We start from the raw sequence: 14,495 nt of genomic DNA on the forward strand, positions 1-14,495 counted from the left end.
AAAGATTACAGAAAAGAGGTTAACTATGAGTAAATATCAGCGTATTTTTGTAATTGTTGTAGATTCCCTTGGGGCCGGTGCCGCTCAGGATGCCGCAGACTATGGCGATGCAGGGGCCGACACTCTGGGGCATATTTCGCAGAGTGTGGCTACCTTCCGCATCCTGAATCTTGAAAAACTGGGGATCGGGAATCTGCATCCTATGCGGCAGATCCCCCCGGCAGAACATCCGCTGGCATACTATACGAAAATGAACGAGATCAGCAAGGGGAAAGACACCATGACCGGACACTGGGAGATCATGGGCTTAAAGACAGAGAAACCCTTTATTACGTTCACGGAAACAGGTTTCCCGAAAGAATTGATAGAGGAACTTGAGAAAAGGACCGGACATAAAGTGATTGGTAATAAGAGCGCCAGCGGGACGGAGATTCTGGAGGAACTGGCCGAGGAAGAGATTGCAACCGGGCATATGATTGTCTATACGTCAGCGGATTCCGTGCTCCAGATCTGCGGAAACGAGGAGACCTTTGACCTGAAAGAACTGTACCGCTGCTGTGAGATCGCAAGAGAACTGACCATGCGGGACGAATGGAAGGTAGGGCGCGTGATTGCAAGGCCGTATGTCGGAAAGAAGAAAGGCGAGTTCAAAAGAACAAGCAACCGTCATGACTATGCAGTGAAGCCCTTCGGTGAGACTGCCCTGAATGCGCTGGAGGACCACGGGTTCGATGTTATTTCCATCGGGAAGATCAATGATATTTTCGCAGGGGAAGGCATCACCAGGGCGTTGAAGTCTAAAAGCTCTGTGCACGGGATGGACCAGACTATCGAGATCGCGGAAAAAGAAGCGTTTAACGGACTGTGCTTTGTAAACCTGGTGGATTTTGACGCCCTCTGGGGACATCGCCGGGACCCGGAGGGATATGCCCGTGAGATAGAGAAATTCGATGAAAAGCTGGGAATCCTTCTGGACAAAATGAAGGAAGACGATATGCTCATCATTACTGCAGACCACGGCAACGACCCGACTTACACGGGAACCGACCATACACGGGAAAAAGTGCCATTTATTGCATATTCCAAATCAATGGAGGGGAGCGGGGAACTGCCGGAGACAGATACATTTGCTGCGATCGGGGCAACCGTTACCGACAATTTCGGCGTGAAGATGCCTAAAGGAACCATAGGGACATCCATACTGGATCAGTTAAAGTAGAGGGTTTACATGAATACAATAGAAAACTTAAAGAAATACGACCTGCACTGCCATCTGGATGGCTCCCTTAGTGCAGTGACCATTCGGAAACTTGCATGTGAGACCGGAAGGGACCTGCCGGATGATGCCGCCCTCTCAAGCCTCCTTCAGGTGCAGCCGGACTGCCGTAGTCTGAAGGAATACCTGATGAAGTTTGACCTGCCGCTGTCATGCCTGATTACGAAAGAAAATTTCCGTACGGCAGTCAGGGAAGTACTCCATGATGCGTCTCTGGAGAACGTTGTTTATATGGAAATTCGTTTCGCCCCGCTCTTGTCCGTCCATGAACAGCTTTCTGCAAGGGAGATTATCGAGGGCGCCATCGAAGGAATGGAAGAGGGGAAGGCGGCTTACCATGTGGACTGCGGTCTGATTCTCTGCGGGATGCGGCATATGGCGGTGGAGAAAAATGTAGAGTTGGTAAAGACGGCAAGGGAATATATGGATGCCGGTGTCTGCGCGGTTGACTTAGCCGGTGATGAGACATCATTTCCGGTGACGGGGCAGGCGAAGATGTTTGAGACAGCACAGCGTCTTGGAATCCCTTTTACGATACATGCAGGAGAGTGCGGCAGTGCGAAAAGCATCCGGGATGCACTGGAACTCGGCGCGTCACGTATCGGACACGGCATTGCGGCCGGGAAAGATAAGGAGCTGAGAGAATACTGTGCCGGAAAACGGATTTGTTTTGAAATGTGTCCGACCAGCAACCTGCAGACCCATGCGGTGGAATCTATGGAAGAATACCCGTTCCTTTCATTTCTGGAGGCCGGGATACCGGTGACAGTCAATACAGACAACCGGACGGTGAGCAATACAACGATTACAAAAGAGCTGAAACTCCTTGAAAAATATTATAAGCTGACTTATAGTGATATGGAACAGCTGATGAAACATGCAGAAGAGGCTGCTTTTCGAAAATAAGGGACGTAAGACTACATAAATTAGAAATACGAAACTACTTAATCAGGCATATCAGGGGAGAAGCAAAGATGGGGTATAAGTTTATTGCGGCGGACATGGACGGGACACTGCTGAACCAGTCCGGGAAAATCACACCGCGCACACTGGAGGCGGTCAAAAAAGCGGCGGAGAAGGGGATTCTTTTCTCGGTATCTACAGGCCGCCCGATACAGGGGGTCGAAATCTATCAGCCTATATTGAACCTGAAAGCTCCGTTTATCACTTATAACGGGGCTATGATTGTTCTTTCTGATACCCGTAAGATCCTGTTTCAGCAGGAACTGGAAAAAGAAGATGCCCGGAAGATCTTGAAGGCGGGCAGGGAATTCGAGACGACGATGTGCATCTGGTCAGCGAACCGGCTGTATGGGAATGTGTTAAACGACAGGATTCATGATTATAAGAAGCTCTCAGGGGTGGAACCGGAGCTGATTGAGGATGAGGAGGCACTTTTAGAGCAGGGGATCACAAAGATCCTGTGGTACGATGATGCCGGGTCCTTACTTAAGTGGCAGGATGAACTGGCCGCATGTGATTTTCACAATGTCACGTACTGTACCTCCAAACCCGTGTTTCTGGAGTTTTTCAACAGCAAAGTGTCGAAAGCGGCGGCAATGGCAAAAATAGGAGAGATGTATCACATAAGAAGAGAAGAAATGATCGCAGTCGGAGACGGTTTCAACGACCTGTCCATGATAGAATACGCAGGCCTTGGCGTAGCGATGGGAAATGCACCCGAAGAAGTCAAAAAGAAAGCAGCATATATCACTGCATCCAACGAAAAGGACGGGATCGCAGAGGTGATAGAAAAATTTATCCTGAACACTTAAAAAGCACTGATACACCGGACTTCTGCGGCAGGGGATGATTCCCCCGCCCGTGTTCCGTGTTTCAGTGCTTTTTTTGATTTCATAAAACGTGATGGTTCAAAATACAAATATTCAAATGGATGATAATAATCGTACACCGGAATAAAATATGTTTGGAACTATTGGTTCTATAGAAAAATTCTTATGCAGCGCAAACGTTGGCTGCTTTCAGCTTTCTGCTGTCTTTCGGGTCAGTCTCTGTATCAAATGTTACTTTCTGACCTTCTTCAAGGCTTTTGTATCCATTAGACATAATTGCTGAAAAATGAACGAAAACGTCATTTCCTGAATTGTCGTCTGTGATGAAACCAAATCCCTTCTGTGCATTAAACCATTTTACTGTACCGTTATTCATAATCAGTACCTCCATTTTAATATTTGTATTAACCGAACAAAAAAAGAAGGACAATGAATTAATAAGATTCATTGCCCTTCCGGTTTTCGATTCAAATTAACAACTGTTGTTACTTTACCATACAAATAAATGAATGTCAAGAAAATTTTGAAAATTCTGAAAATTTATTTTCACAGACAACGGGCTAAAGTCTTTAATCTTTTATAATGCATCTTCAATCCAGCCGTGCAACTGGTCTATCGGTACGTTCAATGCAACTGAAAATTCATAGTCGATTAATTTCCCGACTTTTTGCAGGTAGCGGTCATCGCTGACACAGAGGTGCTTTCCGGTTCCGACACGCCTGTTTTTCTCCTGAAGGATTCCCTTGAACATCTTGAGCCGTGTCAGGCAGCAGCCGTTCTTAATCACATCGAGATATTCCTTGTCTCGTTCCTTTGCATTCGGGTTATACTGTCCTTCGATCTCGGGCAGCTTTGCAAGGCAGTTTGCAGCGGTTTCACGGGAAATCACGGTGCGGAGTTTATCCTCATTTTCTAAAGTTACATAGACTACGTTTTTGGAATTTTCTAAAGATTCCAGTGTATAATATTTTCGGTCTGATTTGATAAAATCGGGAACACCGATATCTTTAATTGTATACAGGTCACCATTCTCATAAACTACGATTTCATTGATTTGATACATTTTTCACCCTTACTTTCTGAAACTGATTAACAAAAGGAAAAGCTACCCTGACAACTGCGGCAAAGTAGTCAGACGTAGCTTATTTAACTATTATAGCACAAAATTACGGAAAATTGAATAGGAAATTCAGGAAGCGGATTTTTCCGGATATCTTTTCTTGACATCCTGTAATCATAAGCATATAATAGTTGTGCTGTACAACTGTTGTATTATACAACTATTATACGGTGAAATCGCATCACAATGGCACATGTAAGGAGTACATATGAAGAATTATTATGTAAGTATCATCAGACGGTGTGAACTTGCCTACATCCGCAGTGAATTGGAGGCATTCGGACTGATCCCGATGGAGGGGAGGCTGATCCGCCTGCTGAAAGACCGAAGCAGCAGTCAGGAGGAGCTGGGGGAGACTCTTGATATCGATAAAGGCAGGATTGCACGTACGATCTATGCGCTGGAGGAAAAGGGGCTTGTCTGCCGGATTACGAATGATAAGAACCGGCGGCAGAAGCTTGTTTCACTGACGGAAAGAGGGGACGAGATATACGGCACTATCTGCAGGATCTACGAGGCATGGGACGACATCTGCTATGAAGGTTTTACAGATGAAGAAAGAGAACAGAATCATGAATTCATAAAACGTATTTCCCAGAATGTGCTGGAATACAAAAAAGAAAATGGGGGAAAGAAAAATGGTTAAAAATCTTACGAACGGCAGACCCTTGAAGCTGCTGTTTTTCTTTGCACTGCCGATGGTACTGGGAAACCTGTTCCAGCAGCTTTATAATATGGTCGACTCGATGGTGGTCGGGAAATTTGTCGGTGAGGATGCGCTGGCGGCGGTTGGTTCTTCCTTCCCTGTTGTATTTTTAGCCGTAGCGGTAGCAGCAGGGCTGTCAATGGGATGTACAGTTGTTATTTCCCAGCTTTTTGGTGCGGGACAGATTAAAGAGATGAAGACGACGATTTACACGGCGCTGATTGCTTTGGGTGTCATCGGACTTGTGATCATGGCAGCAGGAGAAATAATCTCACTGCCGCTTCTGAAACTTCTTGGGACCAATCAGGAAATTCTGGCAGACTCACTGACATATCTGAGAATTTATTTCGGCGGGGCAGTCTTCCTTTTTCTATATAATACACTGAACGGTATTTATAACGCACTCGGGGACAGCAACACACCCCTGAAGTTTTTGATGGTATCTGCACTGACAAACATCGGCCTGGACCTGCTTTTTGTTATTAAATTCGGTATGGGGGTTGCAGGCGTTGCATGGGCGACTCTGATTGCACAGGGACTGTGTGCGGTCATTTCATTTACGGTGCTGATGAGGAGGCTCAGAAAGATGGAGAATGAACCCGCATATGCAGATCAGAAACCGGGGCTTTTTGAGTGGGCTGCGGCGAAGAGGATTGCGAAAATCGGTGTACCTTCCATGATCCAGCAGTCCATTGTTTCCGTCAGTATGATGCTGATGCAGGGGCTGGTGAATTCTTACGGCAAGGTATTCGTGGCAGGCTATACGGCGGCTACAAAGATAGATACACTGGCAATGATGCCGAATATGAACTTCTCCAATGCCATGTCCAGTTATACGGCCCAGAATATCGGGGCGGGAAAAGAGGACAGGGTGATACAGGGTTATAAGGCGAGCCTCTTGATGGTCCTGATCTTTTCTGTTATTATTACAGGTGTTATCTTCCTGTTCGGACCGAACCTTCTGGGGCTTTTCCTGAATGCCGGTTCAGCCGGAAGTGCAATGGCATATGGTATGAAATATATGAAAACGGTATCTGTATTTTATGTGCTGATGGGATTCATGTTTGTAGGAAACGGAATGTTAAGAGGAGCCGGTGATATGGGGGCATTCATGTTGAGTTCCATGTCCAATCTGGTTGCGCGTGTCATCATCGCGTACCTGCTGGCACACTTCATCGGTTCCAGCGCAATCTGGTGGTCAATACCGATTGGATGGGGGATCGGTGCGATCTTCTCATTCCTGCGGATCAGGAGCGGGAAGTGGAAAACAAATAAACTTCTGAAAGAATAGGAAAACCGTCAGTATCATCCGGAGGGCATATGATCAGAATTTTGTTAATCGAAGATGATGAGACAATTTCATTTGGCATTACAGCAGCATTAAAACGAAAAGGATATATGTGTACAGCCTGTTCCACGGTTAAAGCGGGGAAACAGGCTGTTTCCGATGAGTTTCAGCTTATCCTGCTCGACCTCAATCTGCCGGATGGCAGCGGCTATGATTTCTGCAGATGGGTAAAGGAACGATTTAAGACTCCTATCATTTTCCTGACGGTCCGGGATGATGTCCGGGATATTACGAAAGGGCTGGATATGGGGGCCGACGACTATGTGACGAAACCGTTCCATATTGAAGTTCTGGAGTCGAGGATGAAAGCCGTACTCAGGAGGGTGCCGGAAGAAAAGCAGAACCTGCTGTCGTGCGGGGACATCTGTCTCGATAAGGATAAGATGCAGGTCAGCATGAACGGGGACGAGGTGGAACTGACGGCTCTGGAATACCGCCTTCTGTGCGTGCTGCTCGAGAATAAGGGCAGGACTCTGCCGAGAAATCTGATACTCGATAAACTGTGGGATGCGGAAGGCAATTTCGTTAATGATAATACACTAACAGTCACTGTAAAACGGCTGAGGAAGAAACTGTCCGGCACAGAGCTTATCGTTACGATACGCGGTATCGGTTACAGGATGGAGGATAAAGCATGAAACAGCGGGGAATGAAAGCATTTCTGATCTCCTTCATACTCTGGCTCATCCCCGTCTTAGCGGGAGGTTTCGCGACAGCTGCATTTTTAAGCGCACACGAATATAACATGACGGCAAATCTGGCAGAAGCAGTTCAAAGGGAGGGGTCCCTTCCGGAGGCACTGAAAGATGCCTATAGAAAAGGAGACGAAGCAGGCAGCAGCGCCCGGGCATACTTAAAGAGGTATGGATACAGAAGGCTGGGAAGGTTTACGGATAATCTTCCATTCACTCTTATGCTCAATCTGGTACTGTTTGAGACAGCGGGCTGCATCATATTTTTTGCAGAAGGAAAACGTAAGAAGAAACAGGCAGAGAGAATTACGGAACTGACCAATTACTTAAAAGCGGCAGACCAGGGCAGGGCGGCCGTACTCATGCGGAAAGAGGATGCATTTTCCCATCTGGAAGATGAGATTTACAAGACCGTTGCCGAACTTTACGGTACAAAAGAAGAGGCAGTGAAAGACCATGAAATACTGGCAGCGAGGATTGCCGATATTGCACACCAGTTAAAAACGCCGCTTACGTCTATGTCGCTGATGACGGAATTACTGGAACCTTCCCAGAAGGAAGAACAGGAATATCTTGAACGGCTGAAGCATCAGGTCGAACGGCTGAAAGGTCTGGTAGACGGACTTCTGGCACTTGCGAAGCTGGATTCCCATACACTTAAGCTGCATATGGAGGCAGCAGACATGGAAGACCTGTTGGATGCCGCTAAAGAGCCGCTTCAGGATATGCTGGACAAAAGGCAGGTAAAACTGGATGTCCGGCCGCCGGAAAGCGGGCAGGAAATCTGGATAAATGCAGATATGCAGTGGACATCCGAGGCCATTTTAAATGTACTTAAAAATTGTGCGGAGCATACGCCACAAGGCGGAGTGATCCGCATAAACTATGAGCAGAATCCATTATATACGGAGCTGCTGATTGAAGACGGAGGCACCGGCTTTTCCAAGAAAGACATGCCTCATTTATTTGAACGGTTTTACAGGGGGGAACGTGCCGGAAAAGACAGCGCCGGGATCGGGCTTGCGCTTACCAAACTGATTTTGGAAGAACAGAACGGGCAGATCCGTGCAGAGAACTCTGCTGACGGACATGCCCGGTTCTGTATAAGATTCTATAAAAAATAGGTGTCAGATGGTATCATCCTTGATTGCAGAGATGATATTCTGCCTTTGAATTCTTCTGCCGCCTGTATAATAGGCTCCGGTGACTGCGAGGAGGACTAATCCGGTGTATCCAAGCAGTATCCCGAAAGGTGCATAGGGCAGGTATTCCAGTAAACCGACCTCGTTTATATTCAGAAAGACTGCCAGAATGGCGATCTGGAACGGAAGGCTGTAGATCAGGGGCTTCAGCCCGAGGGTCAGGCCTTCCAGAAACAGCATCCGCCAGAGCTGCGCTGGTGATAGTCCTGCCGACTTCAGCATGGCAAATTCACGGCTCCGCTGTCTTAAGTTGCCGGAGATACTTGCCCAAATGTTGGAGAGGCCGATCAGTGCAAGCAGTCCGGTCAGAAAGGCAACGATTTTGGCCATTACACCGTTTGTCTCTTTACTCATTTCTTCCTTTTCGGCCAGATCTGAGAGCATATAGTCACCGCTCCCATAGTAATGTCCCACAATCTCCCGGATTCTGGAGGTCGTTTTCTCAATCAGCGGATAGGAAACGCCCCCGGAAGTATCTGTTATGAAATTCCCATATACGGAAGCTGCCCTGAGGCGTCTCTTTTCACTGCAGGAGGCTGCCAGATCCATTACGTGCTGCATAGGCATGACTGCTGCCAGCGTAAATCTGGACAGGCCCAGTCCTTCTGAAGGCAGTTCTGTTACAATATCTCCTGCTGTCAGCTGAAATTCAAAATCCCCGGTGTCCTCATCATAGGCCCGTTCTGTAAATGGGATGGTCTGTCCCGCCTCCAGTTTCAGCATCTCGCGGTATACATTCTCCCTGCGTGTGCTGGCGTATGGATCGGCGGTCTGGTTATAGATAATTGCTTTGGAGGAATCTTCATAGTATGCTTCCGGATCGATTCCCAATTGCCGGCAGTATTCGCGGAAACTATCGTCTTCCAGACCGATCAGTGTAGAAAAAATCCGGTATTTTCCGTCCCTCTCGATTGGTGAATACTTTTTCTCCGAGACAATTTTATCAAATCCCCCCAAATGGGTCTCAATATCATCAGAGGCCTGATCCGGTGTAATCCAGGTGGCACAGGGCATTTGGTCATATAATACATATTTCTGTACGCCGGGAACTTCCTTCAACTCATCAAGCGCCTTCTGCTCGGGCGCCCTGCCGTCACTGATAGACAGAAAAATATGCCCTTCTGCTTCATCCTGTGTCCGATACACTTCTCTTGCCGCATTCTGGGCAGTAAAAATATATAAAAACCCAGTCAGGAGCAGGAAGGAGAGACAGAGTGAAATCGTGGCTGTCCGGTAAGACTTTTTTCGTGCTGTCAGGGCATTCGAGGCCAGTTCACCGCTGATTCCAAAATGGCCAGAGATACGGCTCTGCCTGATTTTCTTCCCTTTCAGTGTCTCCACCTGTCTCAGTGCTTCTACAGGCATCATTTTGGCAACTTTTCTGGCAGGTATCCTGGCGGATAACCATGCCGTAATGATGGAAAGTACCGCAGCGGGCAGAACCGCGGGAATCCCAAATGTCAGTACAATGTCGGGAGCCGTCCTGCCGATGTCATTAGCGGCATTGATCAGGCGGAATAATTCTATATCCAGCAGCCAGCCGCACAGAAGGCCAAGCGGAAGCGGAATGATCAGGAGCATCATTGCCTCAGAGGATACGGCCGATTTGATCTGTTTCGGGGAAGCCCCTATCCCTGCGAGTGTACCGAGCTGCGTCATTTTTTCATTTGCAGACAGGGCGAATGCATTGTGAATGACCAGTACAAATACGGCAATCAGAAGCGCAGCCAGTACAAGGAACATAAGAGGTACTGCCAGGATGTTCAGACTGGTGATGCTTATGATTTGTTCAGGTGGCAGGACTGCATATTTCAGGAGCAGGTCTGTATTATATCTGAGGTTATAGTTTCCATATTCATCCTTCTGGTATCCGATTGATTCGGCAAGGGCGGGAAGCTCCCTGTATGTGCTGCGTATTGAGTCAAAGCGCAGGTATACGGTAATATTGTCTTCCGGTTTAATCGTTTCTTCGTCCAGAAAGCCAAGTCCTGTATAGGCAGGAACAGAAGAGGAGGTAGCGACATCCATGATTCCAACCAGTTTATAAGTCTTTGTCCCTGTCTGGCGGAAGGTCTCACCGTCACGCCATATATCTGTTTCCATGCACACCCTGCCGTCATAGATCCTCTGGCCTACAGGAAGCGTGAGCGTGTCTCCTAAAGAGGCCTCGGGGTGGTCATCGAAGTATTGTTTTGAGAGGGCAAGTTCATCCTCGGCCTCCGGAATACGCCCTTCAATGACGGTGCTTTTTTCCGGCATGGAATTCCAGTATTCCTCATTCGCCCCGCGTGTAATCAGGTACATTCTTCTGCCTTCATCCTCCAGCTTTGCGGCTTCCCAGGCTCCTTTGAGCAGTACCGCGGATACGGATGCATAATTTTTAATGTATTCAAGGTCTTTTGCACTTGTATTGTCAAACAGCTCCCCATGCCAGTTTCCGTTTTCGTTGACCGACAGGGCGATGGAATCGGTCCACATCGTATACACGAAACCACTGAAGCAGGACATCATCGTGGTCATGAGGAAGAGAGCCGTCATAATGGCCAGACTCGTTCTTTTATTCCGTCTTAATGTATCCCATACATATTCTCGTATAATCTTCATCAGGACACCACCTCGTCATGCAGGATTTTTCCATCCTCCAGTGTAATGATGCGGTCTGCCTTGAGGGCTGTCTTTTCGTCATGGGTGATCAGCAGGATGGTCTGTCCGTACTGCCGGTTGGAAAGCTTCAGCAGGTCGATGGTTTCTTCTGAGTTCTTTCTGTCCAGATTGCCGGTAGGCTCATCAGCCAGCAGGATTGCCGGACGGTAGATCAGGCTTCTTGCGATTGCGACACGCTGCTGTTGTCCGCCGGAGAGTTCGCTTGGCAGGTGTGTCAGACGCTCCGTGAGACCCAGCGTGGAGACAAGATGGCGGAATCGTTCCTCATCTGGCGTCTGGTTATCCAGAAGGACCGGCAGCAGGATGTTTTTCCGGACATTGAGGGTGGGGATCAGATTATAAAACTGGTAAACAAGCCCCACTTTCCGCCGCCTGAAGACGGCAAGCTGCTCCTGACTGAGTGCAGAGATATCAGTATCTTCTATGAATATGTTTCCTTTGGTCGGACGGTCCACCCCTCCTAACATGTGTAACAGGGTTGATTTCCCGGAACCCGATGCCCCTACGATGGCGGTGAAGCTCCCCCTTTCGAGAGAAAGACTGACATCATCAAGGGCGGATACGGTATTCGAACCACTTCCATAAGTTTTTGTAAGATGGCTGCAGCGCAGTATTTCCATAGTTTCTAACTCCTTTCCAGATTCATAACACGTATCCCGGCCAGAACAGGAACGGGTACGCCGAAAAGATTTACAAATCGCCTTTGGCAATGGTGTTGGCCGATTCTGGTCAGTTACGATGATATCATATTAGCTTGGGAAAGTGACAGGAAAGTGACAAAAAAGATTTTGGAGCATGTAAAATCTGTTACGAATTTTAAATTGTGCATCACGCCCTCATATGTTATACTAATTATCGGTTAAAACTTGTGATATGAAGATTGGAAGGAAGGATATACGATGGAGAAAATCAGAATTGGAATTGTGGGATATGGCAACATCGGACGTGGTGTGGAGCTTGCAGTGGAGCGCAATGAGGATATGGAACTGAAGGCAGTCTTTACAAGACGTGCACCGGAGTCTGTAAAGATTCTTACAGAAGGCGTGCCGGTGGTACATATGGATGATATGTCCGGTATGAAGGATGAGATTGATGTTATGATTTTATGCGGGGGTTCTGCGACAGACCTTCCGGTGATCGGACCACAGATTGTTAAGAATTTCAACACAATCGACAGTTTTGATACTCATGCGAAGATTCCGGAGTATTTTGCAAACATGGACAAGGCTGCAAAAGAGGGTGGTAATATCGGAATTATCTCTGTAGGCTGGGACCCGGGAATGTTTTCCCTGAACAGAATCTACGCGGAGTCTATCCTTGTAGATGGAGATACCTATACATTCTGGGGCAAGGGCGTTAGCCAGGGACATTCAGATGCAATCCGCCGTGTAGCGGGCGTGAAGAATGCTATTCAATATACTGTGCCTGTTGAAGAAGCAGTGGAGAAGGTACGCAGCGGATGTGGACCGAAGCTGACAACAAGAGAAAAGCATTTGAGAGAATGCTATGTGGTAGCCGAGGAGGGTGCAGACCTCAAGGAGATCGAAGAGACAATCAAGAATATGCCGAACTATTTCTCAGATTACGACACAACGGTTAAATTTATCACGGAAGAAGAGCTGAAGGCGAACCACAGCAAGATGCCTCACGGCGGATTCGTGATCAGAAGCGGTGAGACCGGACGTGATGGAAATAAAAATGTGATCGAATACTCCCTGAAACTGGATTCTAATCCGGAATTTACATCCAGTGTCCTTGTATGCTATGCGAGGGCTGCTTACAGATTAGCTAAGAACGGGGAAGCGGGAGGAAGGACTGTATTCGATATTGCTCCGGGAATGCTTTCCATGAAATCTGCGGAGGAACTCAGGGCAGAACTGCTGTAAGGTTAGGGGCTGGGTTAATAAATATGGATTAAAAAAATGCCGCCCGTGGGGGTCTGTAAAGGTCCCAGCAGGCGGTATTTTGAATTTTACGGAATCAGGTCCTTTTTCTTAAACATATCATAAATGGAACCGGCAACGATTCCGATTAGTATCCAAAGAGGATTTTTTAAAAGCAAAGCGGCGAAAAAGCCAATAACAATACCGAGATCTGTGCCTGATTCTTTTTTCTTCTTTTTCATAGAAACCTCCTGAGAAACGCAACCTTAATGTTAAATTTAGTATAGCACATTACAGGCTGAGTGCACAGTCAAAAGCGAGAGTCATGTATTTTTCAGCACCTTTCAGTCCATATTCAATCAAGTCGTTAGGCTCCCAGCGCTTCCCGGACAGGCTGTCGGCCCCGTACAGGAACTGGGCAAACAAAACCTGCCTGAATTGTGTGACGGCGAGGGCGGCGGAGCACTCCATTTCTACGGTCAGGCAGCCCTGCTTTCTTCGTTCTTCGATTCGTTTAGGAGTCTCCCTGTAAATGGCATCGGTGGTCCATGTTTTTCCGGTTACATATGGAACGTTCTTCCAGCAGAAGCATTCCTTTAGGACTTCAACGGAATGAGGGTCGGCATTGATGGTTTCACTGGAGGGCAGATAGTGGTAGCTTGTGCCCTCATCCCTGACAGCGGACACTGGGATCATGAGTTTCCCCTGCGTGGCGGTGTCATCGAGCATTCCGGCGCAGCCGAACATCACCAGTTTTTCGGCCCCTAATGCGATGATTTCCTCAAGACCTGCTATACAGGCAGGTGCACCGACCCGTGAGAGGAAGAAAGCGATCCGGTGTCCAGCATAGTTTATCTCATAGACGGGGAGAATGCCGTTCGCCGAGTATAAGTTTGTAATGACCTGTACGCCCTTCACGGAGGCAAATTTCTGAATGATATTTTCTGAAAATGTTGTGACGCACCTCTTTGGAAAGCCGGGAATTGGTTTGGTAGAATCCTGTGGATTGATGTATGCCTGCCTTGTATTGTCGTAATGCTGGAATATGGTTGCCATAATTATACCTCCTTGGGAATGACTAAGATTTTGCGGATTTCCCCCAGTATGTGTGCGGGGATTGTTTCGTCTATAGGCATGAGACAGCTGTACATCCTGACACCCTGATAGGAAAACAGAAGCAGGTCGATGACGGCCCGGACATCGGCCGGATAGAATTCTTTTCTGCCGATCCCGTATTGTATCAGACTTTGCCACATTTCAGAGGAAAGCAGGTATTGTTCATAAATGCTGTTTTCTTTCGAACCATGTTCCTGCATACTAAAATATTCAAAGATTGCCACACTCAAACAAGCCGCACTGTCGGTCATCTCGATTTGATACCGGTTCAGGACTTCATCCAGAATTGTAACCGCAGATATGCCGCTGTTGAGTTTAGTCTGGAAATCCTGGTCCTGCCTGCTCATAAGGTCATGGATGATCTCTGAAAAAATCTGCCCGGTACCGGTATAGTGGCAGTAGAGTCCGCCGCGGCTCAAACCTGTGGCTTCACAGATATCCTTCATGGTGACTTCTTTGAATCCTTTTTCTGCGAAAAGCAGGTAAGCTTTTTCTTTGATTGTCTGTCTGGTTGCTTCACCTTTTTTATTCACTTGATTTCCTCCTGGATTATTTTTTGAAAAACCGACACTTGTGTCTGTAAATTTATTGTACGACATATGTGTCGGAAAATCAAGACGGGATGACTACCATTTCTGGTAATATGAATCTTCGGGTTACTGTTCACTCCCAATGTCAGTTAGTTAAGTTACAAG

At 47.4% G+C, this 14,495-nt stretch carries 15 protein-coding genes; 8 read left to right on the plus strand and 7 right to left on the minus strand.

Annotated features, from left to right (window positions below; all coding sequences use genetic code 11):
* The first annotated feature begins 25 nt into the window (after positions 1–25).
* From DWX43_RS02000 to DWX43_RS02010, 3 genes are all read left to right on the plus strand, one after another.
* Positions 26–1,219, plus strand: coding sequence for a phosphopentomutase (locus tag DWX43_RS02000; RefSeq protein WP_118618464.1), 1,194 nt, complete (start codon positions 26–28; stop codon positions 1,217–1,219).
* A gap of 9 nt (positions 1,220–1,228) precedes the next feature.
* The gene (add, locus tag DWX43_RS02005; protein WP_118618466.1) at positions 1,229–2,182 is read left to right on the plus strand and encodes an adenosine deaminase; all 954 of its coding nucleotides are present in this window, start codon (positions 1,229–1,231) and stop codon (positions 2,180–2,182) included.
* A gap of 68 nt (positions 2,183–2,250) precedes the next feature.
* Positions 2,251–3,051: a Cof-type HAD-IIB family hydrolase gene (locus DWX43_RS02010; protein WP_118618468.1), complete on the plus strand. Its 801-nt coding sequence runs from the start codon at positions 2,251–2,253 to the stop codon at positions 3,049–3,051.
* A gap of 181 nt (positions 3,052–3,232) precedes the next feature.
* Here the strand turns inward: DWX43_RS02010 and DWX43_RS02015 are convergent, their stop codons facing one another.
* Positions 3,233–3,445 (minus strand): cold-shock protein, encoded by a 213-nt coding sequence (locus DWX43_RS02015; protein ID WP_118618470.1) that lies wholly within the window; start codon positions 3,443–3,445, stop codon positions 3,233–3,235.
* Positions 3,446–3,646: 201 nt separating this feature from the next.
* Entirely contained in the window at positions 3,647–4,132 is a 486-nt protein-coding gene (locus DWX43_RS02020; protein WP_109731577.1) for a CarD family transcriptional regulator, read from the minus strand.
* A gap of 265 nt (positions 4,133–4,397) precedes the next feature.
* On the opposite strand from DWX43_RS02020, the gene DWX43_RS02025 reads away from it, so the two are divergent.
* From DWX43_RS02025 to DWX43_RS02040, 4 genes are read left to right on the plus strand one after another with little or no spacing between them, the layout of a single operon-like run.
* Entirely contained in the window at positions 4,398–4,835 is a 438-nt protein-coding gene (locus tag DWX43_RS02025; RefSeq protein WP_118618472.1) for a winged helix DNA-binding protein, read from the plus strand.
* On the plus strand, positions 4,828–6,186 hold the full coding sequence (locus DWX43_RS02030) for an MATE family efflux transporter (protein WP_118618474.1): 1,359 nt from the start codon (positions 4,828–4,830) through the stop codon (positions 6,184–6,186). Before DWX43_RS02025 ends, DWX43_RS02030 begins: the two co-directional genes overlap by 8 nt.
* Positions 6,187–6,215: 29 nt before the next feature.
* Complete coding sequence (locus DWX43_RS02035; protein WP_118618476.1) at positions 6,216–6,881, plus strand: response regulator transcription factor; 666 nt, start codon at positions 6,216–6,218, stop codon at positions 6,879–6,881.
* The gene (locus tag DWX43_RS02040) at positions 6,878–8,059 is read left to right on the plus strand and encodes a HAMP domain-containing sensor histidine kinase (RefSeq protein ID WP_118618478.1); all 1,182 of its coding nucleotides are present in this window, start codon (positions 6,878–6,880) and stop codon (positions 8,057–8,059) included. Before DWX43_RS02035 ends, DWX43_RS02040 begins: the two co-directional genes overlap by 4 nt.
* Positions 8,060–8,062: 3 nt before the next feature.
* Here the strand turns inward: DWX43_RS02040 and DWX43_RS02045 are convergent, their stop codons facing one another.
* On the minus strand, positions 8,063–10,741 hold the full coding sequence (locus tag DWX43_RS02045) for an ABC transporter permease (protein WP_118618480.1): 2,679 nt from the start codon (positions 10,739–10,741) through the stop codon (positions 8,063–8,065).
* On the minus strand, positions 10,741–11,421 hold the full coding sequence (locus tag DWX43_RS02050; RefSeq protein WP_109731584.1) for an ABC transporter ATP-binding protein: 681 nt from the start codon (positions 11,419–11,421) through the stop codon (positions 10,741–10,743). The genes DWX43_RS02045 and DWX43_RS02050 overlap by 1 nt, the downstream gene beginning before the upstream one ends.
* Before the next feature lie 279 nt (positions 11,422–11,700).
* Between DWX43_RS02050 and DWX43_RS02055 the strand changes: the two genes are divergently transcribed.
* Positions 11,701–12,687, plus strand: coding sequence for a diaminopimelate dehydrogenase (locus DWX43_RS02055; protein ID WP_118618482.1), 987 nt, complete (start codon positions 11,701–11,703; stop codon positions 12,685–12,687).
* Positions 12,688–12,773: 86 nt separating this feature from the next.
* On the opposite strand, the gene DWX43_RS26860 is transcribed toward DWX43_RS02055, so the two are convergent.
* The 3 genes from DWX43_RS26860 to DWX43_RS02065 are packed head-to-tail and all read right to left on the minus strand — an operon-like array spanning position 12,774 to position 14,333.
* Complete coding sequence (locus DWX43_RS26860; RefSeq protein ID WP_182440597.1) at positions 12,774–12,926, minus strand: hypothetical protein; 153 nt, start codon at positions 12,924–12,926, stop codon at positions 12,774–12,776.
* 49 nt (positions 12,927–12,975) lie between these two features.
* Positions 12,976–13,740, minus strand: a complete 765-nt coding sequence (locus DWX43_RS02060) for a nucleoside phosphorylase (protein WP_118618484.1) — start codon at positions 13,738–13,740, stop codon at positions 12,976–12,978.
* Positions 13,741–13,742: 2 nt separating this feature from the next.
* Positions 13,743–14,333 carry a TetR/AcrR family transcriptional regulator gene (locus tag DWX43_RS02065; RefSeq protein WP_118618486.1) on the minus strand — a complete coding sequence of 197 codons (591 nt, stop codon included), beginning with the start codon at positions 14,331–14,333 and terminating at the stop codon, positions 13,743–13,745.
* Between the last annotated feature and the right edge of the window lie 162 nt (positions 14,334–14,495).

This window comes from Clostridium sp. AF19-22AC, from assembly GCF_003479085.1.
GTDB lineage: Bacteria > Bacillota > Clostridia > Lachnospirales > Lachnospiraceae > Faecalicatena_A > Faecalicatena_A orotica.

What these genes read in the sequence shown, in the direction of transcription:
- DWX43_RS02000 (WP_118618464.1), top strand. Translation starts at nt 26, where the DNA reads ATGAGTAAATATCAGCGTATTTTTGTAATTGTTGTAGATTCCCTTGGG.
- add (WP_118618466.1), top strand. Translation starts at nt 1,229, where the DNA reads ATGAATACAATAGAAAACTTAAAGAAATACGACCTGCACTGCCATCTG.
- DWX43_RS02010 (WP_118618468.1), top strand. Translation starts at nt 2,251, where the DNA reads ATGGGGTATAAGTTTATTGCGGCGGACATGGACGGGACACTGCTGAAC.
- DWX43_RS02015 (WP_118618470.1), bottom strand. Translation starts at nt 3,445, where the DNA reads ATGAATAACGGTACAGTAAAATGGTTTAATGCACAGAAGGGATTTGGT.
- DWX43_RS02020 (WP_109731577.1), bottom strand. Translation starts at nt 4,132, where the DNA reads ATGTATCAAATCAATGAAATCGTAGTTTATGAGAATGGTGACCTGTAT.
- DWX43_RS02025 (WP_118618472.1), top strand. Translation starts at nt 4,398, where the DNA reads ATGAAGAATTATTATGTAAGTATCATCAGACGGTGTGAACTTGCCTAC.
- DWX43_RS02030 (WP_118618474.1), top strand. Translation starts at nt 4,828, where the DNA reads ATGGTTAAAAATCTTACGAACGGCAGACCCTTGAAGCTGCTGTTTTTC.
- DWX43_RS02035 (WP_118618476.1), top strand. Translation starts at nt 6,216, where the DNA reads ATGATCAGAATTTTGTTAATCGAAGATGATGAGACAATTTCATTTGGC.
- DWX43_RS02040 (WP_118618478.1), top strand. Translation starts at nt 6,878, where the DNA reads ATGAAACAGCGGGGAATGAAAGCATTTCTGATCTCCTTCATACTCTGG.
- DWX43_RS02045 (WP_118618480.1), bottom strand. Translation starts at nt 10,741, where the DNA reads ATGAAGATTATACGAGAATATGTATGGGATACATTAAGACGGAATAAA.
- DWX43_RS02050 (WP_109731584.1), bottom strand. Translation starts at nt 11,421, where the DNA reads ATGGAAATACTGCGCTGCAGCCATCTTACAAAAACTTATGGAAGTGGT.
- DWX43_RS02055 (WP_118618482.1), top strand. Translation starts at nt 11,701, where the DNA reads ATGGAGAAAATCAGAATTGGAATTGTGGGATATGGCAACATCGGACGT.
- DWX43_RS26860 (WP_182440597.1), bottom strand. Translation starts at nt 12,926, where the DNA reads ATGAAAAAGAAGAAAAAAGAATCAGGCACAGATCTCGGTATTGTTATT.
- DWX43_RS02060 (WP_118618484.1), bottom strand. Translation starts at nt 13,740, where the DNA reads ATGGCAACCATATTCCAGCATTACGACAATACAAGGCAGGCATACATC.